The organism is Rhodococcus zopfii NBRC 100606 = JCM 9919 (genome assembly GCF_001895025.1).
In the GTDB taxonomy this organism is placed as follows: domain Bacteria; phylum Actinomycetota; class Actinomycetes; order Mycobacteriales; family Mycobacteriaceae; genus Rhodococcus; species Rhodococcus zopfii.
In genome coordinates, this window is sequence record NZ_BCXI01000003.1 from 40820 (window position 1) to 63345 (window position 22526).

Annotated in this window: 19 protein-coding genes; 14 read left to right on the top strand and 5 right to left on the bottom strand. The window is 67.1% G+C overall.

Annotated features, from left to right (window positions below; translation table 11 throughout):
• Positions 1 to 93 precede the first annotated feature (93 nt).
• From RZ1_RS02330 to rpmH, 5 genes are read right to left on the bottom strand one after another with little or no spacing between them, the layout of a single operon-like run.
• A complete protein-coding gene (locus RZ1_RS02330) occupies positions 94 to 642 on the bottom strand; it encodes a Jag family protein (RefSeq protein WP_072808908.1) in 549 nt (182 codons plus the stop codon).
• A gap of 22 nt (positions 643 to 664) precedes the next feature.
• A complete protein-coding gene (gene yidC, locus RZ1_RS02335) occupies positions 665 to 1786 on the bottom strand; it encodes a membrane protein insertase YidC (RefSeq protein WP_072808910.1) in 1122 nt (373 codons plus the stop codon).
• A 51-nt stretch (positions 1787 to 1837) separates the two neighbouring features.
• Complete coding sequence (yidD, locus tag RZ1_RS02340; RefSeq protein ID WP_072808911.1) at positions 1838 to 2131, bottom strand: membrane protein insertion efficiency factor YidD; 294 nt, start codon at positions 2129 to 2131, stop codon at positions 1838 to 1840.
• Positions 2128 to 2505 carry a ribonuclease P protein component gene (gene rnpA / locus RZ1_RS02345; protein ID WP_072808912.1) on the bottom strand — a complete coding sequence of 126 codons (378 nt, stop codon included), beginning with the start codon at positions 2503 to 2505 and terminating at the stop codon, positions 2128 to 2130. The genes yidD and rnpA overlap by 4 nt, the downstream gene beginning before the upstream one ends.
• Before the next feature lie 21 nt (positions 2506 to 2526).
• Positions 2527 to 2670 carry a 50S ribosomal protein L34 gene (rpmH, locus tag RZ1_RS02350; RefSeq protein WP_071932098.1) on the bottom strand — a complete coding sequence of 48 codons (144 nt, stop codon included), beginning with the start codon at positions 2668 to 2670 and terminating at the stop codon, positions 2527 to 2529.
• A 601-nt stretch (positions 2671 to 3271) separates the two neighbouring features.
• Here rpmH and dnaA point away from each other — a divergent pair.
• The 14 genes from dnaA (at position 3272) to RZ1_RS02420 (ending at position 22461) form a co-directional block, all read left to right on the top strand.
• Positions 3272 to 4876, top strand: a complete 1605-nt coding sequence (gene dnaA / locus RZ1_RS02355) for a chromosomal replication initiator protein DnaA (protein WP_072809133.1) — start codon at positions 3272 to 3274, stop codon at positions 4874 to 4876.
• Between the two features lie 568 nt (positions 4877 to 5444).
• Positions 5445 to 6629: a DNA polymerase III subunit beta gene (gene dnaN, locus RZ1_RS02360; RefSeq protein ID WP_072808913.1), complete on the top strand. Its 1185-nt coding sequence runs from the start codon at positions 5445 to 5447 to the stop codon at positions 6627 to 6629.
• A 25-nt stretch (positions 6630 to 6654) separates the two neighbouring features.
• Complete coding sequence (gene recF, locus RZ1_RS02365) at positions 6655 to 7872, top strand: DNA replication/repair protein RecF (RefSeq protein ID WP_072808914.1); 1218 nt, start codon at positions 6655 to 6657, stop codon at positions 7870 to 7872.
• Positions 7873 to 7880: 8 nt separating this feature from the next.
• Positions 7881 to 8435, top strand: a complete 555-nt coding sequence (locus tag RZ1_RS02370) for a DUF721 family protein (RefSeq protein WP_138999038.1) — start codon at positions 7881 to 7883, stop codon at positions 8433 to 8435.
• 133 nt (positions 8436 to 8568) lie between these two features.
• Complete coding sequence (locus RZ1_RS02375; RefSeq protein WP_072808917.1) at positions 8569 to 9462, top strand: alpha/beta fold hydrolase; 894 nt, start codon at positions 8569 to 8571, stop codon at positions 9460 to 9462.
• A gap of 158 nt (positions 9463 to 9620) precedes the next feature.
• Entirely contained in the window at positions 9621 to 11657 is a 2037-nt protein-coding gene (gene gyrB / locus RZ1_RS02380; RefSeq protein ID WP_072809135.1) for a DNA topoisomerase (ATP-hydrolyzing) subunit B, read from the top strand.
• A 325-nt stretch (positions 11658 to 11982) separates the two neighbouring features.
• Positions 11983 to 15438, top strand: a complete 3456-nt coding sequence (locus tag RZ1_RS02385) for a sensor histidine kinase (RefSeq protein ID WP_072808918.1) — start codon at positions 11983 to 11985, stop codon at positions 15436 to 15438.
• Positions 15435 to 15851 carry a roadblock/LC7 domain-containing protein gene (locus tag RZ1_RS02390; RefSeq protein ID WP_072808920.1) on the top strand — a complete coding sequence of 139 codons (417 nt, stop codon included), beginning with the start codon at positions 15435 to 15437 and terminating at the stop codon, positions 15849 to 15851. Before RZ1_RS02385 ends, RZ1_RS02390 begins: the two co-directional genes overlap by 4 nt.
• A gap of 13 nt (positions 15852 to 15864) precedes the next feature.
• Positions 15865 to 16239: a DUF742 domain-containing protein gene (locus RZ1_RS02395; protein ID WP_072808921.1), complete on the top strand. Its 375-nt coding sequence runs from the start codon at positions 15865 to 15867 to the stop codon at positions 16237 to 16239.
• A 13-nt stretch (positions 16240 to 16252) separates the two neighbouring features.
• Positions 16253 to 16807 carry a GTP-binding protein gene (locus RZ1_RS02400; RefSeq protein WP_068159210.1) on the top strand — a complete coding sequence of 185 codons (555 nt, stop codon included), beginning with the start codon at positions 16253 to 16255 and terminating at the stop codon, positions 16805 to 16807.
• Positions 16807 to 17613, top strand: a complete 807-nt coding sequence (locus RZ1_RS02405; protein ID WP_083583477.1) for an MHYT domain-containing protein — start codon at positions 16807 to 16809, stop codon at positions 17611 to 17613. Before RZ1_RS02400 ends, RZ1_RS02405 begins: the two co-directional genes overlap by 1 nt.
• Before the next feature lie 145 nt (positions 17614 to 17758).
• Complete coding sequence (locus tag RZ1_RS02410) at positions 17759 to 18592, top strand: MHYT domain-containing protein (protein ID WP_072808922.1); 834 nt, start codon at positions 17759 to 17761, stop codon at positions 18590 to 18592.
• A 155-nt stretch (positions 18593 to 18747) separates the two neighbouring features.
• On the top strand, positions 18748 to 21252 hold the full coding sequence (gyrA, locus tag RZ1_RS02415) for a DNA gyrase subunit A (protein WP_072808923.1): 2505 nt from the start codon (positions 18748 to 18750) through the stop codon (positions 21250 to 21252).
• The gene (locus RZ1_RS02420; RefSeq protein WP_072808925.1) at positions 21253 to 22461 is read left to right on the top strand and encodes a DUF3566 domain-containing protein; all 1209 of its coding nucleotides are present in this window, start codon (positions 21253 to 21255) and stop codon (positions 22459 to 22461) included.
• Positions 22462 to 22526: the final 65 nt, after the last annotated feature.

Sequence of the window (22526 nt, forward strand, 5' to 3'; positions counted from 1 at the left end):
AGTGGTCCCGACCACCGGGGTTGACACACGAACGGAGGGGTCCGACGTGACCGTCGGTACCCCTCCGCTCGTAGTCACCGATCCCGGTGGCACTCAGTCCTTGATGACGACGACGCGACGCTGCGGCTCGGCGCCCTCGCTCTCGCTGGACACACCCGCGACCTTGGCCACGGCATCGTGCACGATCTTGCGTTCGAACGGCGTCATCGGCGCGAGCGACTCACGCTCACCGGACTCCAGCACGCGCTGCGCCGCGGCCGTGCCGAGCTCGGTCAGCTCCGCACGCTTCCCCGCGCGCCAACCGGCGATGTCGAGCATCAACTTGCTGCGTTCACCGGTGGCCTGCTGCACCGCCAGCCGGGTCAGTTCCTGCAGCGCATCGAGCACCTCTCCCTGACGGCCGACGAGCTTCGTCAGGTCGGCGCCGCCGTCGATGCTCACAACCGCGCGATCACCCTCGACATCCAGGTCGATGTCACCGTCGAAGTCGAGCACGTCGAGAAGCTGCTCGAGATAGTCGCCGGCGATCTCGCCTTCCTCGACCAGGTAGTCGTCGTCCTCGGTGTCGAGGTCCGCGTCGAGCTCCGCGGATTCGGCCGTCACGTCGATGTCCTCCTGTGCCTTGTCCAGGTCACTGGCCATGGTTCGCCCTCTTCTACTTCGGTCAGCGCCGCTTGCGCTTGGAGTTCTTGGAACCGCCCTGGTTCTTCGGCGTCGTGGACCCGGAACCACCCGAGGGCTTCGCCGGCTCGTCGCTTGCAGGGGGCTTCTCGAGCGATACTTCCTTCTCGTCGCTCGCAGAGTCGGGGGTCGCGGAGCTGCCCGGAGTCGCAGAGTCATCCGGAGTCGTAGGGGCCGCGCCCTTCTTCTTCGTACGATCCGGCCGAGCGCCCGGCTTCGGGGCATTCTCGTTGCGACGCGCGACAACAGCCGCCTTCTTCTCCGCTTCCTCCTGGTCGATCTTGCGGAAGACGAGGTGCTGCTGGCCGTAGGTCCAGATGTTGTTGCTCACCCAGTAGATGAGGATGGCGATCGGGAGGAACGGGCCACCGACGAGCACGCCGAGCGGGAAGACGTACAGCGCGAGCTTGTTCATGATCGCGGCCTGCGGGTTCGCGGCGGCCTGCTCGCTCTGCCGCGCGACCGACGCGCGGGAGTTGAAGTGCGTCGCGATGCCGGCGATGACCATGAGCGGAATCGCGACCGCGGCGATCTCCCACCGGGTGGGGATGCCACCGAACGGTGCGAACGCTTCGAGCGAGGCCATCGGCTGGGTGATCCACGCCGAGATGGGCGCTCCGAACAGGCGAGCACTCAGGAAGGACTGCACGTCCTCCGGGCTGAACGCGTAGTTACCGATCTGCGCGTTGGTCACCGGGTCCAGACCGAGCTGCCCCATGCCGGTACCCGTGCGGTTGAAGGAGCGCAGCACGTGGAACAGGCCGATGAACACCGGTACCTGCAGCAGGACCGGCAGGCAACCCATCAACGGATTGAAGCCGTGCTCCTTCTGGAGCTTCTGCATCTCGAGCGCCTGCCGCTGGCGATCGTTGGAGTACTTCTTCTGCAGCGCTTTGATCTGCGGCTGCAGTTCCTGCATCTGCCGTGTCGTGCGGACCTGCTTGACGAACGGCTTGTACAGGATCGCCCGGAGCGTGAACACGAGGAACACCACGGACAGGGCCCAGGTGACGCCGCTGTCGGGACCGAGGAAGGGGATCGCGGCGAAAACTTTGTGCCAGACCCACAGGATCCAGGACACGGGATAGTAGATGAAGTCGAGCACGGCTCTATGTACTCCTCTTGTCGTCCATGATCGCCACCCACGGCGTCGGTCTCAGGTCTTCGCTCGCCCGTCGAGAACTCGGTCGGGCGAGCGGGGCCGACGAACGGGCACCGGATCCCACCCACCAGGGTGCCAGGGCGCACACTTGAGCAGGCGCACGATCGCCAGAGAAGATCCGACGACGACACCGCGCGTGCGCAACGCCTCGACCGCGTATTCGCTGCATGTCGGGGTGAATCGGCAGGTCGGCATCCGCGTCGGCGACACGTATGTGCGGTACAGCTCGATGCAGAAGATCAACGCCCGGGCCGGCGCCGATCGGATCCTGGACCAGGCAGCGGTCATGCCGAGTGCCCCGAGGCGTGGAACAGGCCGAGCTTGGTGAGACCCGAACGGACCTGCCGGTCGAGATCCCGGGAGGTCGCGGTGGCCGCTCCGGGAAGGGCGCGCAGGACGATGTCCGCGTCGGACGGAAGGTCGTTCACGATTCCGGCGCAGATATGACGAAGCCGGCGGGCGACTCGATGTCGAATCACCGCCGGCCCGACAGCCTTGCTCACGACCAGCCCGAAACGAGGGCCGTCGTTGTTCACCACGAACTCGGACCTATCCCTCTCGATCGCATGTACGACGAGATCGCGCCGTCCTTGCCGGCGGCCGTGGCGGACTGTCTCGGAGAAGTCCGCGCGACGACGCAGGCGGTGCGGCTCAGGCAGCACCCCGAGCTCCCGTTACCGGGATCAGGCGGTGAGCTCGGAGCGGCCCTTACGGCGACGCGCCGACACGATCGCGCGACCCGCACGGGTGCGCATCCGGAGACGGAAGCCGTGAACGCGCGCGCGGCGGCGATTGTTCGGCTGGAACGTCCGCTTGCCCTTGGCCACGGTCGACACTCCTCGAAGTTCTGTGACGCTTGCGGGCGTCAGCGGTCTAACATTTACGGAAATCGCATGACCCGTACCGAACGCGGCTGTAGAGCAACGCAGCACGGATCCGTCACTGCCGTATGAGTGACTGTTCGAGGCTACTCGGAGCGGGGCGCGAAATCAAACCGCGCAACGTCGGCGGACGCAACCCGACACGCCGCCGGACCGCGGTTCCCCATGTCACGCAATGCATGTGATGGCGGTCACGTGCGGTGTAGGCTCCCCATCATGGCTTTGCAGGGGACGCATGTTCACGCGCATCACCAGACGTGGTCGCTGCCGGGCCACCGGCGATGTGCCCGGCCACCGGTCGCGGTCTGCACCCGAGAACGACCCTGAACGGACCGACTATCCCGGGCTCTGCACGGTGGTGCATCGAGCGCCGCCGCTCGTAGGCGCCGACCACGTGCCACATCGGACCCGCAGGTTCACCCGAACAGATCGTTCATCCGCGCCCTGCACCCTCCGCGCACCGCAGCAGGGCGTGGCACCATTGCTTGTCCACACCTGTGGATAATTGTGTGGAAACTCGAACCGAGGGACAGTGGAGGACATCTACGTGACCGACGAGCCGAACGCGCTGGCCGATGTGTGGTCGGACGTCGTCGCCGAACTCACTGCCGACGGCGGTGCGCTGACCAAGGGTCAGAAGGCATGGCTTGCGCTGGTCAAGCCGTTGACGCTGGCGCAGGGGTTCGCCCTGCTGTCGGTCCCCTCGTCGTTCGCGCAGGAGGCCATCGAGCGCGATCTGCGTGAGCCGATCCTGCGCTCGCTCAACCGCAATCTGGGGCACCGGGTGGAGGGCCTCGGTGTGCGCATCGAGGCCACCGAGGACACCACCAACCCCAGTGAGGACCCGTACGCGGTCCCGCGCGACACGCTTCCGCTGGAAGGGTTGCCGCTCGAATCCCGGCCGGCCGAGCCGCGCACCCGCAAACCCAGCCCCCGCGACATGGTCCCGCCCTTCCGGCACCGTCGCCTGTCCTCCCTCGACCACGAGGTGCTCGAGGTGGAGGCCGGCGAACTCGAGGAGGTCGACGACGATCGGGAGGCCATCACGGCCGTCCGCGAATCGTGGCCGTCGTACTTCACGCAGCCGCCCGCCCCCAGCGCACCGGCGCCGTCGGGCGGCAGCAGCAGCCTCAACGCCAAGTACACCTTCGACACGTTCGTCATCGGCGCGTCGAACCGGTTCGCACACGCCGCGGCGGTCGCGATCGCGGAGGCACCCGCCCGCGCCTACAACCCCCTGTTCATCTGGGGTGCATCGGGCCTGGGCAAGACCCATCTGCTGCACGCCGCCGGCCACTACGCGCAGCGCCTGTTCCCCGGCATGCGGGTCAAGTACGTCTCCACCGAAGAGTTCACGAACGACTTCATCAACAGTCTCCGCGACGACCGCAAGGTGGCGTTCAAGAAGCGCTACCGCGAGACGGACATCCTGCTGGTCGACGACATCCAGTTCATCGAGGGTAAGGAAGGTATCCAGGAGGAGTTCTTCCACACCTTCAACACCCTGCACAACGCGAACAAGCAGATCGTCGTGTCGTCGGATCGGCCGCCGAAGCAGCTCGCGACGCTCGAGGAGCGCCTGCGTACCCGGTTCGAGTGGGGTCTGATCACCGACGTGCAGCCGCCGGAACTCGAGACCCGCATCGCGATTCTCAGCAAGAAGGCCCGGATGGACCGGCTGGACGTCCCGCACGACGTGCTCGAGCTGATCGCCAGCCGGATCGAACGGAACATCCGCGAACTCGAGGGTGCGCTGATCCGCGTCACGGCGTTCGCGTCGCTGAACCGGCAGCCGCTGGATCTCACGCTCGCCGAGGTGGTGCTGCGCGATCTCATCCCGGACTCCACGGCACTCGAGATCAATTCGGCGACGATCATGGCCGTGACCGCGGAGTACTTCGGTACCTCGATCGACGACCTGTGCGGCCCCGGCAAAGCCCGGCCGCTGGCGCAGGCACGACAGATCGCCATGTATCTGTGCCGGGAGCTGACAGACCTGTCGCTGCCGAAGATCGGGCAGACATTCGGCCGCGACCACACCACAGTCATGTACGCGGACAAGAAGATTCGCAAGGAGATGACCGAGCGCCGCAAGGTCTACGACCAGGTGCAGGAGCTCACGGCACGCATCAAGCAGCGGTCCAAGCGCTGACAGACGCAACACACACCGCACGGGTCCGGGCTCTCGAGTCCGGACCCGTTCCTTTTGTCCACAGTTCGTGCACAGGCTCTGCACAGCTGTGGGGCATCCCGAATCTCGAGATTCCAAAATGTGCTCACACCTGTGGACTAGCATGTGCAGAACGTGGAATCTCTGTGGACGAACGGTGCACCGAACGTGGATAGTCTCGAGATGTCCACATTCATCCTCGAGTAGTCCTCGAGTTCATCCTCGAGTAATCCACCCCGTCGGACCGCGCTTCACCAGCGTAGACGGTCGTTCGTCCACAGTTTCCACACCCCCTATTACTGTTTTTGATTCTCTTCCAAGAAAATCTCTTTGAAAACAGGGGTGTGGAGCACTCGAGTCCACAGGCCTCTCGAGAGCACCCGCTCGCTCGAGCCCTCGGCTTTCCAACCCGCAGCCGAAGGCATAACGTGAAGCGACGGTCTCCGATGCCGCGTCCCGGTGTCGGGGCCCTGTGTCAGACTTCTTAGGACTTGTCACCCCCCGACGTGCGCTGGAGCACGTCAGCTCGGACGAGAGGATCCACCGGCAGATGGAGCTTGGAACCATGAAGTTTCGTGTTGCTCGCGAGGACTTCGCCGACTCTGTCGCTTGGGTGGCACGCAGCCTCCCGTCGCGTCCTCCGGTCCCGGTACTCGGTGGCGTGCTGCTGGCGGCCGACGAGCAGGGTCTGACCGTTTCCGGCTTCGACTACGAGGTCTCCGCCCAGGTGCACGTCTCGGCCGAGGTGATCACCCCGGGCCAGGTGCTGGTGTCGGGCAAGCTGCTGGCGGACATCACCCGAGCCCTGCCGAACAAGCCCGTCGACGTGGTGCTCGACGGCACCCGCGTGCTCATCAACTGCGGCAGCGCGAAGTTCTCGCTGCCGACGATGCCCGTCGAGGACTACCCGCAGCTGCCGGAGCTGCCGCAGCAGACCGGTTCGCTGCCTGTCGACGTGTTCTCCGAAGCGATCAGTCAGGTCGCGGTCGCGGCCGGCAAGGACGACACGCTCCCGATGCTCACCGGCATCCGCGTCGAGATCGACGGCACCGACATGGTCCTCGCGGCCACGGACCGGTTCCGTCTCGCGGTGCGCAAGGTCGAGTGGATGCCCACCACGGAATCCACCAGCTCCGCCGTGCTGGTCCCCGCAAAGACGCTCTCCGAGGCGGCGAAAACTGTTGGTGGTTCCGGTAATTCGCCTGTGCAGCTCGCGCTCGGCAGTGGTTCTGCGGTCGGTGCGGACGGGCTTCTGGGCATCGTCGCCGACGGCCGTCGCACCACCACGCGCCTGCTCGACGCCGAATTCCCCAAGTTCCGCCAACTGTTGCCGACCGAGCACACCGCGATGGCGACTGTCGAGATCGCGCCGCTCGTCGACGCCATCAAGCGCGTCGCGCTGGTCGCCGAGCGCGGTGCGCAGGTGCGACTCGAGTTCGCCGACGGCGGGCTGCTGCTCTCGGCCGGCGGCGACGATGCCGGCCGGGCCGAGGAATCGCTGCCCGCCGAGTTCTACGGCGAGCCGCTCGTGATCGCGTTCAACCCCGGCTACCTGCTCGACGGACTCGGCTCTCTCCACACCGGGAGGGTGTCGTTCGGCTTCACCACGTCGAGCCGACCGGCCGTGTTGCGCCCGGCGCTCGACGAGGAGCCGGAGCCGGATGCGTCGGGCACCTTCGCGGCTCCGGAGAGCGACTACACCTACCTGTTGATGCCTGTGCGTCTGCCGGGCTGACCGGCACGGACGAGGTGAGCGGCCCGTGTATGTTCGCACCTTCTCACTGCGCGACTTCCGATCCTGGGACGCCGTCTCGGTGGACCTGGCTCCGGGTCCGACGGTGCTGCTCGGCCGCAACGGCCACGGGAAGACCAACCTGCTCGAGGCGCTGGGATACCTCTCGACGCTGACCTCGCACCGCGTCTCCGGCGACGCACCGTTGTTGCGTGCCGGCACGTCGCGGGCGCTGGTGAGCGCGCACGTCGTCAATGCGGGCCGCGAACTGGCACTGGACGTGGAGATCAACGACGGCAAGAGCAACCGTGCCCGGATCAACCAGTCGCCGACGCGGCGACCCCGGGAGATCCTGGGAATTCTGCGGACCGTGCTGTTCGCCCCCGAGGACCTGTCGCTGGTCCGCGGCGATCCGGCGGAGCGCAGGCGCTTCCTCGACGAGCTGCTCACCACCCGTATCCCCAGGCTGGGTGGCGTCCGGGCGGACTACGACAAGGTACTGCGGCAGCGGTCGGCACTCCTGAAGACCGCCGGTGGTGCCCTGCGCCGGGGTGCACGTTCGGCGGACGGCGCCGGGGCGCTGGCAACCCTGGACGTGTGGGACGGGCACTTGGCGTCGCACGGCGCCGAGCTGCTCGCCGCGCGCATCGCGCTGCTGCACGATCTCGCGCCGCACGTGGTCGCGGCGTACCGGTCGATCGCGCCGGAGTCGCGTCCGGCGCTGCTGCGGTACCGCAGCAGCCTCGGCGATGCCCTGTCCCCGGAGTTCGCCGATCCGGCGCGCCGTCCCGAACCCGGCGACCGCGAGACGATCGAGACGGCGTTCGTCGCGGCGCTGGCGGCCGCCCGGACCCGGGAGATCGAACGGGGCGTCTGCCTGGTGGGCCCGCACCGCGACGAACTCGAGTTGATCCTGGGGGATCAGCCGGCGAAAGGCTATGCCAGCCACGGGGAATCGTGGTCGTATGCGCTGTCGCTGCGGCTCGGGGCGTTCGAGCTGCTGCGGTCCGACGGCACCGATCCGGTGCTCATGCTGGACGACGTGTTTGCGGAGCTGGATCGACGACGGCGCACCGCGCTCGCGGCGGTCGCGGAGTCGGCCGAGCAGGTACTGATCACCGCGGCGGTTCCGGAGGACGTGCCGCCGGAGCTGGCGGGGGTCCGGTTCTCGGTGCGTGCCGAGGACACCGATCGGGGGCGGCTGTCGGTGCTGACCCGAACCGAGGTCGAGGAGGTGCGGCCGTGAGCGACGAAATCGGACACGCTTCTCCACATCATCCACAGGACGATCCACAGGAACCGTTGCGCGGCATCGATCTTGCACGCCGCGCTCTCGAGGAGGCTCGAGCGGCGGCGAAGGCCAGCGGCAAGTCCGTCGGGCAGGGGCGCGCGTCGCGGGGCTCGCTGCGGCCGCGTCGCCGGCGCCGCGGGTGGTCCGGTCCCGGTCCCGACGAGCGCGATCCGCAGCCGTTCGGTGCGCTCGTGAACTCCCTGTCCAAGCAGCGCGGATGGTCCGGGCGCGTGTCGGAGGGCACGGTGCTCGGCAGCTGGGCTCGTGTGGTCGGCGAGGACATCGCCGCGCACGCGTCGCCGACCACGTTGCGCGAGGGCGTGCTGCACGTGTCGGCGGAGTCGACGGCGTGGGCGACGCAGTTGAGGATGATGCAGTCGCAGATTCTCGCGAAGATCGCTGCGGCGGTCGGGCATGGGGTGGTCAAGGAACTGCGGATCACCGGTCCGACGGCGCCGAGCTGGCGCAAGGGCGAGCGGCACATCCGGGGCCGGGGGCCGCGGGACACCTACGGGTGAACCCGTAGATTTATATATAACCTCGTGTTACGTTAACTTCGCCCTCGGTTCGAAGTGCGCTCCGGGGTGCATCGGTATTCGGAAATTGTTGTTTTCCAATAGTTTTCGTCGCTCATGCCACTCGGGAGGGTTCGTGTCCACCATCTCCGTTACCCGCGACTCGATCCGGCTGGAGGTCGTCGTCGAGGGGAATCCCCACGGCCCGACGATCGTGCTCGTGCACGGGTGGCCCGACACGCACGCCCTGTGGGACCGCGTCGTGCCGCTGCTCACCGGTGAATTCCGCGTCGTGCGCTACGACAACCGTGGTGCCGGGTCGTCCAGTGTCCCGGCGCGGGTGCGGGACTACCGGCTCGAGGAACTGGCACGGGATCTGTTCGCGGTCGTCGACGCGGTCGGTGCCGGCGAGCCGGTGCACCTGCTCGGTCACGATTGGGGTGCGGTGATCTGCTGGGAAGCGGTGTGCGAGCCCGGCGCGGCCGGCCGCATCGCCTCGTACACGTCGGTGTCCGGTCCGAACCTGGATCACCTGGGTCTGTGGATGCGCAGGAGCCTGCGCTCGGGCCGATTCGCGGGTCCGCTCGCGCAGGCCGTCGCGTCCGCGTACACGGTGTTGTTCCAGATTCCCGGCGTGCCGATCCCGGTGTTGCGGTGGGTGCTCGCTCCGAACTGGGCGCGGTTCGTCGGCCTGTTCGACCACGCCGATCCGTCCGTGATCTCCCCGGCGCCCACCCTCGGCGACGACATGGTGCACGGCCTGATGCTGTACCGCGCCAACATCCGTCGTCGGCTGGTCTCGCCGCGTGAGCGCGTCACCGAGGTACCCGTCCAACTCGTGCTCGCCCGCCGTGACCGGGCGGTGCGGCCTGTCGGATACGAGGACACGGGCCACCGGGTGCCGAATCTGCGCCGGGAACAGCTCGATGCGGGGCACTGGTCGCCCCGGACCCACCCGGCGCAGCTCGCCCGGCTGACCGCGGAGTTCGTGCGGCAGGCAGCCGAGAGGGATTCCCCGCGGCAAATTTGATGCACCGAGCCGCGCGATTGCCGCTGCGTGGCAATGAGCGGTGCTGCAAGCGCATCCTGTGTCGTCCCCGGCGCTTGTCGTTGCTGCAAGTAGGATGAGCTGACATGCGTGGCGCGAACGCGCGCGAGGCCGAGGCGGAGAAGGAGAGCTACCCACCCGTGGCTGCCCAGAAGTCGAACAAGAGCAAGAGTGACTACGGTGCTTCGTCCATCACCGTCCTCGAGGGTCTCGAGGCGGTGCGCAAGCGCCCCGGCATGTACATCGGCTCGACCGGTGAACGCGGCCTGCACCACCTGATCTGGGAGGTCGTCGACAACTCCGTCGACGAGGCGATGGCCGGCTACGCCACCAAGGTCGAGGTGACGCTCCTCGAGGACGGCGGCGTCCAGGTCGTCGACGACGGCCGCGGTATCCCCGTGGGGATGCACGCCTCCGGTGCGCCGACCGTCGAGGTCGTCCTGACCCAGTTGCACGCCGGCGGCAAGTTCGATTCGGACGCCTACGCCGTCTCCGGTGGCCTGCACGGCGTCGGTATCTCGGTCGTCAACGCGCTGTCCACGCGACTCGAGGTCGAGATCGACGTCGACGGCTACCACTGGGAGCAGACCTACCACGCGTCCAAGCCCGGTGAGCTGGTCCGCGGTGCCGAGGCGAAGGCCACCGGCACCACCGTCCGGTTCTGGGCGGACCCGGAGATCTTCGAGACCACCACCTACAACTTCGAGACCGTCGCGCGGCGCCTCCAGGAGATGGCGTTCCTCAACAAGGGCCTGACGATCACGCTCACCGACGAGCGCGTCGCCCCCGAGGAAGTCACCGAGGAGGTCGTCAGCGAACTCGCCGAGGCGCCGAAGACCGCCGAGGAGCAGGAATCGGAGCAGTCGCCGGAAGCGCCGCACAAGGTCAAGTCCCGCGTCTACCACTACCCGGGTGGCCTCGAGGACTACGTGCGCCACCTCAACCGCACCAAGCAGCCCATCCACAACTCGGTCGTCGGCTTCACCGCGCGCGGTACCGGCCACGAACTCGAGATCGCGATGCAGTGGAACTCGGGGTATTCCGAGTCCGTCCACACCTTCGCCAACACCATCAACACCCATGAGGGCGGCACCCACGAGGAAGGCTTCCGTGCGGCGCTGACCAGCGTGGTCAACAAGTACGCGAAGGACAAGAAGCTCCTCAAGGACAAGGACCCGAACCTCACCGGCGACGACATCCGCGAGGGCCTCGCGGCAATCATCTCGGTGAAGGTCTCGGAACCGCAGTTCGAGGGCCAGACGAAAACCAAGCTCGGTAACACCGAGGTCAAGTCGTTCGTGCAGAAGGCGTGTAACGAGCACCTGACGCACTGGCTGGAGTCGAATCCCGCCGATGCGAAGACGATCGTGACGAAGGCCGTGTCCTCGGCACAGGCCCGGGTCGCAGCTCGCAAGGCTCGTGAGCTGGTACGACGCAAGAGCGCCACCGACCTCGGGGGACTGCCCGGCAAGCTCGCCGACTGCCGTTCCAACGATCCGAGCAAGTGCGAGATCTACATCGTGGAGGGCGACTCCGCAGGTGGTTCCGCCAAGTCCGGTCGCGATTCGATGTACCAGGCGATCCTGCCGCTGCGCGGCAAGATCATCAACGTCGAGAAGGCCCGCATCGATCGTGTCCTCAAGAACACCGAGGTCCAGTCGATCATCACGGCGTTCGGCACCGGCATCCACGACGAGTTCGACATCTCGAAGCTGCGCTACCACAAGATCGTGCTCATGGCCGACGCCGACGTCGACGGCCAGCACATTGCGACGCTGCTGCTGACGTTGCTGTTCCGGTTCATGCGTCCGCTGGTCGAGAACGGCCACGTCTATCTCGCTCAGCCGCCCTTGTACAAGCTCAAGTGGCAGCGTTCCGAGCCGGAGTTCGCCTACTCGGACCGCGAGCGCGACGGACTGCTCAAGGCAGGTCTCGAGTCCGGCAGGAAGATCAACAAGGACGACGGCATCCAGCGTTACAAGGGTCTCGGTGAGATGAACGCCACCGAGCTGTGGGAAACCACGATGGACCCGAGCGTGCGGGTCCTGCGACAGGTCAGCCTCGACGACGCCGCCGCGGCGGACGAGCTGTTCAGCGTCCTGATGGGCGAGGATGTCGAGGCCCGGCGGAGCTTCATCACCCGCAACGCGAAGGACGTCAGGTTCCTCGACGTGTGATGCTGGTGTGACGGCAGGGCAGAAGTTGTGTCAGAAATCACAGCATTTGCCCTGCCGTTTCGGCGTGTCGATGGCAGGCGCAATGGCGCGGGCACCTTACCCGTGAGTACTATCTGGGGCGATCGTGTGTTCGCGATTGTCGATCGGGGGACGGCGGTGCCGGGGGAAATGGAAGGTTCTTCCGTATTCCCTGTATGTCCCGCTAAGGTGCCCTCACCCAGGAACGCCTCATTCGACTGCATCCACGCGGTACCTCGCGCTCGATCGTCGGGTCGTGTGGAGTGCAGTGCAGGGTCGTGATCGGGGTGGAAGGAGAGCTTGATCCATGAGTGACGATTCGCCGCCCCGGCAGCGGTGGTGGAACATCGAGGGGTGGGGTCTTCGCTGGAAGGTCACCGCAGTCCTCGCCATCCCGGTAACGGTGGCAATGGTGCTGGGTGGCATGCGTATCCAGGAGGAACTCACCAACGCTGTCCACTTCTCGCAGGCTGCCGACCAGGTCGCGCACGTCCCTGATCTCGTCGAATTCGGTACCGCGCTCGGTACTCTCGCGGGTACCACCGCGGCGGGACTGAGCACGCCGGAGGAGGCCGCCCGGCTCGACGAAACACTCGAGAACGTCCGTACCGTCTCGATGAATCCCGAGCTCGATCCGGTCATCGCGGCGGACCTCACCCGCGTGCTCGCCGGCGCCGAAGCTCTGCGCGATCAGATGAAGGCCGGCCAGGTTCCGATCGCGGCACTGAGCCAGCGCACCACCGAGGTGCGTAGCGACCTGTCGAACATCGTCAGCGCGATCGTCGAGCCGATCGAGGACGAAGAGGTGCTGCTCGAGGGCACCCGGCTCGTCGACACCTGGGCCACTCAGCGCTACCTGTTCGATCAGGTGCTGGGTATCGTCGCGATCCTCCGGGATCCGACTCACCCGGGTACCGAGCTGATCTCCGCGTCCGGTGCCGAGCTCGCCATGCTCGAGACGCTTGCGCGCTCCTACCCCCTGGCCGACAGCAAGATCGAAGAGCTGCGTGCCTCGGTGAACTCCCGATCCGACATGGTCGACGCGGCCGACGACGGCCCCCTGCCGCTGCTGAACCTGCGCACGTCGATGTTGCGCAGCCTCGAGATCTACGGGTCGATGATCCAGCAGGCCACCGAGGGCATCACCAGCGCCGTCGAGGAACGCGCCGCGGAAACGCGTTCGGCCGCGCTGCGCGACACCGCGATCGTTCTCGCAACACTCCTCGCCGCTCTGGTGCTGGCACTGCTGGTGTCGCGTTCGCTCGTCGGACCGATCCGCCGGCTCCGCTACGGTGCCCTCAAGGTCGCCCGTCAGGAACTGCCCGAGGCTGTCGACCGCATCAAGCTCGGCGACAACATCGAGGACATCGAGTTCACGCGTGTTCCGGTGTACACCACCGAGGAGATCGGTCAGCTCGCCCGCGCCGTCGACGACATGCACGGGCAGGCCCTGCGTCTCGCCGGTGAGCAGGCGCACCTCCGCTTCCAGATCAACGAAATGTTCGAGACGCTGGCCCGGCGAAGCAAATCGCTCGTCGAACAGCAGCTCGGTCTCATCGAGCGACTCGAGTTCGAGGAGAAGGATCCGAGCCGACTCGAGAGTCTGTTCCGTCTCGATCACCTCGCGGCCCGTATGCGCCGTAACGGCGACAACCTGCTGATTCTCTCCGGAACCCGGGTGCGTCGCGGTCATTCCGCGCCGGTGCAGCTCGGCGACATCCTCCGCGCGGCGATGTCCGAGGTCGAGGATTACCAGCGCGTCCAGATCGGTTCGACGCCCGACGGCGCCCTCAGTGGTGCCGTTGCAACCGACATTGTCCACCTGCTCGCCGAGCTCGTCGACAACTCGCTGCGCGCGTCGCCGCCGGACAGCAACGTCACGTTCAGCTTCGCGCGTGCTGTCGACGGTGGTCTGCTCGTCGAGATCGCCGACCGCGGTATCGGCATCCCCGCCGAGGAACTCGACGCGATCAACCACCGCCTGTCCCAGGGCGGCGAGGTCGGTCCCGACTCGGCCCGCCACATGGGTCTGTTCGTGGTGTCGCGGCTCGCGGACCGGCACGGTCTCACCGTGCGGCTTCGTCCGACTTTCGATACCGCACGCAACCCCGGCATCACTGCCAGCGTGCATATCCCGGACGTTCTGCTCGTCTCGCCGCTTGCGCTGTCCCAGACGGGTCCGCAGCCGTGGCGCGGTCCCGACATGCAGGATGATGGCCAGGAGCAGCCGGCGCTGCGGCGCGCGGAGCGCGAGATGCCGCAGCTTCCGGCTTCGGCACGGCCGGCTCACGCCTCCGGCGAGATTCCGGAGGTGCCGGGGCAGGCTCATCCCGAGGTTTCGGGTGAACTCCCGGTCCGGCCCCAGCCGCAGTCGCTGCAGAAGCCGGAGCAGAACGGTCAGCCGCAGCAGGAACGCAACGGTCACCATCAGGCCCCCAACGGCCGGCCGGTGGACGGTCTGCCGCAGCGGGAGCCCGGTGCGACGCCGGGTCTGCCTCGTCGCCAGCCCGGTGCGACGCCGGGTCTGCCGACCCCGCAGTCGCCGTCGTCGCCGGCACCTTCGCCTTCGCCGGCTCCTCGGGTTCAGCCGGGCGCGGCTGCGGCCCTGGCCTCCGCGCTCCCGTCGCGTCAGCGGCCGCCGGTCGAGTCGGATTCGGAACGTACGGCGGTCACGCCGAGCGTTTCCGACCCCGGTCTGCCCCAGCGTCCGCAGGACGCCGGTGTTGCACAGCGTCCGCAGGACGCCGGTCTGCCTCAGCGCCGGCCGGGCACCACGCCGGGTCTGCCGCAGCGGCCGGCACCGCAGCAGGGTGTCCCCCAGCACGGTGTCCCCCAACCGCCTGCACCGCCGCGTCAGTCGCCCCCGCCGGGTCTGCCGCAGCGTCAGCCCGGTGCGACGCCCGGTCTGACTTCTGCTCCGTCGACTTCCGGTGCCGGTGCACCGGCGGCTTCCGAGCCGGTTGCGCCGGTTCCGGGCGGCGGACCGATCAGCGGTCTGCCGCAGCGTGAGCCGGGTATCCCGGGTCTGCCGCAGCGTCATGCGCAGCAGCCGGTGAGTCGGCCCGAACCGGTTGTGGAAGCTCCGGTCGAGCCGGCGTCTCCGGCGCAGGTCAGCGGTCCGATCAGCGGTTTGCCGCGGCGTGAGCCGGGGTCGACTCCGGGTCTGCCGCAGCGCCGGTCCGGCACGCCCGGTCAACCGGCCCATCAGTCGGGATCGATCGATGCGCCAGCGCCTTTCGCCGACCCTGCGCAGATTGTGCCGAGCATCGCCAACGGCGATTCGGTCTCCCCGCACAGTGAGGCCAGCCAGGCCGCACGGCACCGGTACCGGACGAACTCGGCGAAGACCGCCTCGTTCTTCCAGCCCCGCGGCGAAACCGGAGCTCTCCGTCGCCCACCCGCAGGCACGCCGATCTTCAGCGACATGATGTCGGACTGGCTCGTCGACCCGACGAGCCTGCCGGAGGACCGACGCAAGCGGGAATGGACGTCGCCGGCCGATGCAGGATGGCAGGCAGCGCAGCGCGCGGCCGAGGTTTCTGTGGACGATCACACCACCGCAGGCCTGCCTCGGCGCGCCCCCGGCCACCGTCTGGTGCCTGGTGCGGTCGAACCCGCGGCACCCGTGGAACGGCCGGCCATCCGCAGGCGCGACCCGGAATCCATCCGGGCGAACCTCAGCCGTCACCAGCAGGGCGTCCGCAACGGCCGGTCTACGGTGAACGCGACCACACGTGAGAACGACGAACAGGGAGTTCGATGAATATTGACCACGGATCCGATGTAACTCGTCCTTTGGACTGGTTGGTGTCGAACTTCGCTCGCGAAGTTCCCGGCGTGTCGCACGCAGTACTCGTGTCCGCCGACGGCCTGCTCATGGCCGCCAGCGCGCATCTTCCGGTCGACCGCGCCGAGCAGCTCGCGGCGGTGACGTCCGGTCTCGCCAGCCTGTCCAACGGCGTCTCCCAGCTCTTCGACGGCGGCGGTGTTCTGCAGTCCGTCGTGGAGATGCAGCACGGTTACCTGCTGCTCATGAGCGTGGGCGACGGTTCTCATCTGGCCGCGCTGACCGCATCGGAATGCGACATCGGACAGGTCGGTTACGAGATGGCACTCCTGGTCGACCGCGTGGGAGCGTCGGTCGAGGCGACCCCGCGGGTCGGCCAGGGGGCCTGACGTCGAGGTGGCCATGGAATCGCGCAAACCTGAGTCGGTGCCGGATCAGCCCAGCCTGGTGCGCCCGTACTCATTGACTTCGGGGCGAACGAATCCCGCAGTCGAACTGGCGTTGGAGGCGTTGATCCAGGCGATCCCGGGCACCGATGACCGGGCCCGGGACCTGGACAACATCAACGCCACCATTTTGGAGTTGTGCAAGGAGTCCCCGTCTGTAGCCGAGATCGCTGCTCGGGTGGGTGTGCCAATCGGGGTGGCACGCGTCCTCGTCGCGGATCTCGTCGAGGCCGGACACGTCCAGATCTTGGCCACGCTCAAAGACGATTCGAGCGACGCCGAGCGTCGCGAGCTGATTGAAAGGGTCCTCAGTGGACTTCGCGAACTCTAACGACCCCAAGCGGGTGACCTCGACCAAAATCGTGATCGCCGGCGGCTTCGGAGTCGGAAAGACCACGTTGGTGGGGGCGGTGTCGGAGATCGTCCCGCTGCGCACGGAAGCTTTGGTGACCAACGCCAGCGACGGCGTGGACAACTTGAGCGCTACGCCGCAGAAGGCCACGACGACCGTCGCCATGGACTTCGGTCGTATCAGCCTGGCCGAGGATCTCGTGCTGTACCTGTTCGGTACGCCGGGACAGCATCGGTTCTGGTTCATGTGGGACGACCTCATCCGCGGTGCCATCGGGGCGATCGTGCTGATCGACACCCGTCGTCTGGACGAGAGCTTCGCCGCCGTCGACTTCTTCGAGGCGCGGAACCTTCCGTTCATCGTCGCGATCAACGAGTTCGACGATGCCCCTCGTTACCCCGTCGAGGACATCCGCCAGGCGCTGGCCGTCTCGGCCGAGGTCCCGATCGTCTCGATCGACGCCCGGGCCCGGGAATCGGCGAAGTCCGCTCTGGTCACCGTTACGGAGTACGCACTGAGGAAGTTGCACCAGCCGGTGGCTCGCTAGTGGACGCCGACGTTCAGCTCTTCTCCATGGGGTCGTGGGTGGTGGCCCTGGCGTTCGCGACGTCGTCGATCGGGTTGCTGGTCGGACTCGTGAGCGCCAGAAAGGCACGTTTCGCCGCCACCGAACGGCAAGGGTTGTACTGGCTGCTGCTGGCTGCTGCGACCGCCGGGGGTGTGGGGATATGGCTGGCCCTGCTTCTCGCGGTCGCGGGATTCGGGGTCGCCGACAGCGTCGTCCGTCACGACCTGGTGACCATCGCGTTCTCGCTGGCGGTGTCGCTGGTGAGTTCGTTCGTCGCGATGGTCGTCGCGATTTCCCGTGACCGGCATTCACCCGGCCGGCTGTTCGTCGGCGGGGTGCTGTTCGGCGCCGGGATCTGTGTGGTGTTCCTGTCCCTCATCTGGTCGGTTCGACTGCAGGGCACGTCCAGCTTCGACACGCCGTTCGTTCTCGCGACCGCTGCGGTGTCGCTCGTCGTGGCGTTTTCGTTCCTGTGGCTCGTGGAGGTCGCCGACCGTCCGCTTCTGCGCATCTGCGGCAGCGTCGTGACGGGTGCGGCTGTCCTCGGCGTCTACTTCCTCGGAATGGCATCGGTGGACGTGACACCGGACACCACGATGGCGATGCCCGAGGGAGCCGAGTTGTTCTCGGTGTTGTTCGCGGTGTTCGTCGTAGGCATGGTCGTCATCACGGTTCCCATCGTGCTGGTCCTCATGGATCCCGATCGCGTTGCAGCGCAGCTCGAGCGGGAGGCGGACCAGTGGGTGGCCGATGGTGCCGACAAGGACGGCGCGCCGATCGGCTAGTTTCGTCGGGACCAAGGTCCCGACCGATTTGTGCGATATGGTTCTTTCCGCTGCTCGGGGGGCTGGGGTTGCAGCCCGTTTCGGCCGGTGCGGCACGTCACCCCGCTGCGGACGTTGTTGCGTGCCGCAGTCGAGGAATCCTGTGATGTCGCACGAAATGCACCATTTCTCCCTTGGGTCGTGGGTGCTCCTGCTCGCCTACGCCGTCTCTGTCGTCGGTTCGTTCGTCGGATTGTCGTGTGTCCGCCAGTCGGTGAAGGCAGAGCCCGGCCGGCGCACCGCCTGGATCGCACTGGCCTCGGTGGCGATCGGCGGTATCGGTATCTGGCTGATGCACTTCCTCGGCATGATGGGGTTCTCCGTTCCCGGCACGGTCGTCCGCTACGACCTTGCGCTGACACTGATCTCGGTGGTGCTCGCCGTCGGCGCCACGATGGTCGGCCTGTGGATCGCGGGCTTCGGTGACACGGTGTTCGTGAAGATTCCTCCGATGATCCGTCTGCTCGTGGGCGGGACGATCATGGGTCTTGCGGTGAGCCTCATGCACTACACGGGCATGGCCGCGCTCGGTATCCAGGGCACCGTCGAGCACGAGACGGCGTACGTGGCGGCGTCGGTGGTCATCGGTCTCGTTGCGGCGAACGCGGCGCTGTGGCTCGGTCGCATCTCCGAACGGATCGTCGTGCGTATCCCCGCCGCGCTGGTCATGGGCCTCGCGGTCGTGGCGTTGCACTACACCGGCATGGCCGGTGTGCGCGTCGCGGTCGATCCGTCCGCGCCGATGCCCAGTGGCATGACGGTCCTGTCGCTCCTGTTCCCGGCGTTGATCATCGGTATCTTCGTCCTCGCCGGTGCGATCGTCGCCCTCGGTCTGGCTCCGAGCCGTGAAGAAGCCGAACTCGAAGCGTCCCTCGCGAAGTGGAGCGCCGGGATGGAGAGCGGAACCCCCGCAGTATCCGGGGACGGTCCGACCGTGTGAGTGCCGGACCGCAGCATCCTGCACGCAACCTGAAGGAGGAAAGTGCCGTCCTTCTCGGTGATCGCTGACCTGCACCTATAGACTCGGGTGGTTGCGAGACGTCCACCGGGCGACGGTCCCGGGCAGACGTTCGAGCCGAGTAGAAGAAGGAGCTCATGACCGACACCACGTTGCCGCCGGAGGGGCCGGGGCACGACCGCATCGAGCCCGTCGACATCCAGCAGGAGATGCAGAGCAGCTACATCGATTACGCGATGAGCGTGATCGTGGGCCGTGCCCTGCCCGACGTACGCGACGGCCTCAAGCCGGTGCATCGCCGCGTCCTGTACGCCATGTACGACAACGGTTTCCGCCCGGACCGCGGTTACGTGAAGTCGGCCCGCGCCGTCGCCGAGACGATGGGCAACTACCATCCGCACGGCGACTCCTCCATCTACGACGCGCTCGTGCGTCTCGCGCAGCCGTGGTCGATGCGGTATCCGCTCGTCGACGGCCAGGGCAACTTCGGTTCCCCCGGCAACGACGGTGCCGCCGCGATGCGATACACCGAGTGCCGGCTCACGCCGCTCGCGATGGAGATGCTCCGTGAAATCGACCACGAAACGGTCGATTTCCAGCCGAACTACGACGGCCGCACCCAGGAACCGGCGGTTCTCCCCAGCCGTATCCCCAACCTGTTGATCAACGGGTCCAACGGCATCGCCGTCGGTATGGCGACGAACATTCCGCCGCACAATCTGAACGAGGTCGCCGACGCGATCTACTGGGCGCTCGAGAACTTCGAGGCGGACGAGCAGACCACCCTCGCTGCCGTCATGGAGTACATCAAGGGCCCGGACTTCCCCACGTCGGGTCTGATCGTCGGCAGCCAGGGCATCCACGACGCGTACACCACCGGTCGCGGATCGGTGCGGATGCGCGCGGTCGTCGAGATCGAGGAGGATGCCAAGGGGCGCACCACGATCGTCGTCACCGAGCTGCCGTACCAGGTGAACCCGGACAACCTGATCACCTCGATTGCGACGCAGGTCCGCGACGGCAAGATCGCCGGCATCTCCGACATCCACGACGAGTCCTCGGACCGTGTCGGTATGCGCATCGTGATCACGGTCCGCCGGGACGCGGTCGCGAAGGTTGTGCTCAACAATCTGTACAAGCACACGCAGCTGCAGACCAGCTTCGGCTGCAACATGCTCTCGATCGTCGACGGGGTGCCGCGCACGCTGCGCCTCGACCAGATGATCCGGTACTACGTCAACCACCAGATCGAGGTCATCGTCCGCAGGACCCGGTACCTGCTGCGCAAGGCCGAGGAGCGCGCCCACATCCTGCGCGGTCTGGTCAAGGCGCTCGATGCGCTCGACCAGGTCATCGCCCTCATCCGTGCTTCGCAGACCGTCGACGTCGCCCGCACGGGCCTGATGGACCTGCTCACTGTCGACGAGATCCAGGCCGACGCGATCCTCGCGATGCAGCTGCGTCGCCTCGCCGCCCTCGAGCGTCAGAAGATCATCGACGAGCTGGCCGAGATCGAGCGCGAGATCGACGACTACAAGGACATCCTGGCGAAGCCGGAGCGGCAGCGCGCGATCGTCCGTGACGAGCTGAAGGAAGTCGTCGACAAGTACGGCGACGACCGACGCACCAAGATCATCGCGTCCGACGGCGACGTGTCCGACGAGGATCTCATCGCCCGTGAGGACGTGGTCGTCACGATCACCGAGACCGGCTACGCCAAGCGCACCAAGACCGATCTGTACCGGTCACAGAAGCGCGGCGGGAAGGGCGTCAAGGGCGCCGAGCTCAAGCAGGACGACATCGTGAAGAACTTCTTCGTGACGTCGACGCACGACTGGTTGCTGTTCTTCACCACCAAGGGCCGGGTCTACCGGGCGAAGGCGTACGAACTGCCCGAGGCCAGCCGCACCGCACGCGGTCAGCACGTCGCGAACCTGCTGGCGTTCCAGCCGGACGAGCGTATCCAGGGCGTGATCCGCATCAAGACGTACGAGGATGCGCCCTACCTGGTGCTGGCCACCCGCAACGGCCTGGTCAAGAAGTCGCGGCTCGCGGACTTCGATTCCAACCGGTCCGGTGGCATCGTCGCGATCAACCTGCGCGACGAGGACGAACTGGTCGGCGCGGTGCTGTGCTCCTCCGACGACGACCTGCTGCTCGTGTCCGAGCAGGGACAGTCGATCCGGTTCTCGGCGACGGACGAGGCGCTGCGGCCGATGGGTCGCGCGACGTCCGGTGTGCAGGGCATGCGGTTCAACGGGGACGACAAGCTGCTGTCTCTCAACGTGGTCCGCGAAGGAACGTATCTGCTGGTCGCGACGTCCGGTGGCTATTCCAAGCGCACACCGATGGAGGACTACCCGGTCCAGGGCCGTGGCGGTAAGGGTGTCTTGACGATCCAATACGACCGCAAGCGTGGCACCCTGGTCGGAGCGCTCATCGTGGACGATGTCGACGAGCTCTACGCGATCACCTCGGGCGGGGGGGTCATTCGTACCGCCGCCAAGCAGGTGCGCAAGGCCGGCCGCCAGACGAAGGGCGTCCGGTTGATGAACCTGGCCGAGGGCGACACGTTGCTTGCGATCGCACGCAACGCCGATGAGCCCGAGGAGGGCGCCACACCAGATGCGAAGGAGTCGTAAGTGAGCACTCCCCATGGACCGAACGGTGCCGAGCAGGGGTCCCCGGCACCGAAGGGCCCTAATGGGCAGGAGACGGCGAACGCCCCGGCCAAGCCGGACGCAGTGAAGCCGCCGTCGGCGAAGGCACCGGATGCCGCACCGGCTCCGGACGCCCCGAAGGCACCCGATGCTCCGAAGGCGCCAGCGGGCCCGACTGCGCAGTCGTCGGCGAAGCCGGAGCAGGCCGAGCCGCCGGATCCGCCTGCGAACCCGGGCGGTGCCGACAAGCCCGCGACAGCCGGTGCAGAAAAATCAGCCGCGGCCGGTGCGGGCACGCCTAACCCGGCCGCGCAGACGACGCCGACGGTCCGGCAGCCCGAGGACAAGGATGCGAAGCCCGCGCAGCCCGGTGCCCAGCGCCCGGCGGCCGGCGGTCAGGCGCCGCCGTGGCAGCGGGGGCAGCAGCCGTCGGCCACACCGCAGAGCACGCCGCAGACGAACCTGCCGGGTCGTGGTCAGGGTGTCGACAGGGCAGTCGCCGGGAATGCCGCGCCGCAGCGCGCCTCGGCGCAATCCGGAGCGCCGAGGCCGACGCAGAGCGCCCCGACGGCACCGACCCGACCGGTGGTGACCGGTACGGCGGCCGCGTCGCTCACCGGTGGTGCGGATCGGTCCGCGGCCAAGGCCAAGTCGGCGGTGATCGACGGGCCGACGCGGCACATCGAACGCAAGGACCTGGCCAAGGACCTGCCGGACCTGTCGACGGTGAAGCACCCGCTTCCGGCCGCGGCACCGGCACCTGTGGAGACATCCACTGCGGTTCCTGCCGCGTCGTCCCCGGCTGCTGCGGCCGCGGCCGTGCCGATGGCCGGGGATCCGTTGCGCGCGACCGTGCAGGTCCGCCGCATCGATCCGTGGTCGATGCTGAAGGTCTCCTCCGTGATTTCCCTCTCACTGTTCTTCGTGTGGATGGTCGCGGTGGGTCTGCTCTACGGCATCCTCGCCGGCATGGGTGTGTGGGAGCGTCTGAACAGCGCATTCACCGACATCGTGTCCGAATCCGGAAGCGGTGGCCTGATCAGCGCCGGTCAGGTCTTCGGTTATGCCACGGTGATCGGCCTGGCCAACACGATCCTGCTGACGGCCATGGCGACGCTCGGTGCGTTCATCTACAACCTGTGCACCGATCTCGTCGGCGGTGTGCAGGTCACTCTCGCAGACCCGGACTGACCTGGGAAAACACTGCCCCGCCGAACCGATTTTGTTGTTCGAGGTCCGGTGGGGTAGTGTTCCGA

Coding starts and splice junctions, on each gene's coding strand:
- dnaN (WP_072808913.1), top strand. CDS start 5,445: ATGGAGCTTGGAACCATGAAGTTTCGTGTTGCTCGCGAGGACTTCGCC.
- RZ1_RS02385 (WP_072808918.1), top strand. CDS start 11,983: ATGAGTGACGATTCGCCGCCCCGGCAGCGGTGGTGGAACATCGAGGGG.
- RZ1_RS02390 (WP_072808920.1), top strand. CDS start 15,435: ATGAATATTGACCACGGATCCGATGTAACTCGTCCTTTGGACTGGTTG.
- gyrA (WP_072808923.1), top strand. CDS start 18,748: ATGACCGACACCACGTTGCCGCCGGAGGGGCCGGGGCACGACCGCATC.
- yidD (WP_072808911.1), bottom strand. CDS start 2,131: ATGACCGCTGCCTGGTCCAGGATCCGATCGGCGCCGGCCCGGGCGTTG.
- RZ1_RS02330 (WP_072808908.1), bottom strand. CDS start 642: ATGGCCAGTGACCTGGACAAGGCACAGGAGGACATCGACGTGACGGCC.
- RZ1_RS02410 (WP_072808922.1), top strand. CDS start 17,759: ATGTCGCACGAAATGCACCATTTCTCCCTTGGGTCGTGGGTGCTCCTG.
- RZ1_RS02395 (WP_072808921.1), top strand. CDS start 15,865: ATGGAATCGCGCAAACCTGAGTCGGTGCCGGATCAGCCCAGCCTGGTG.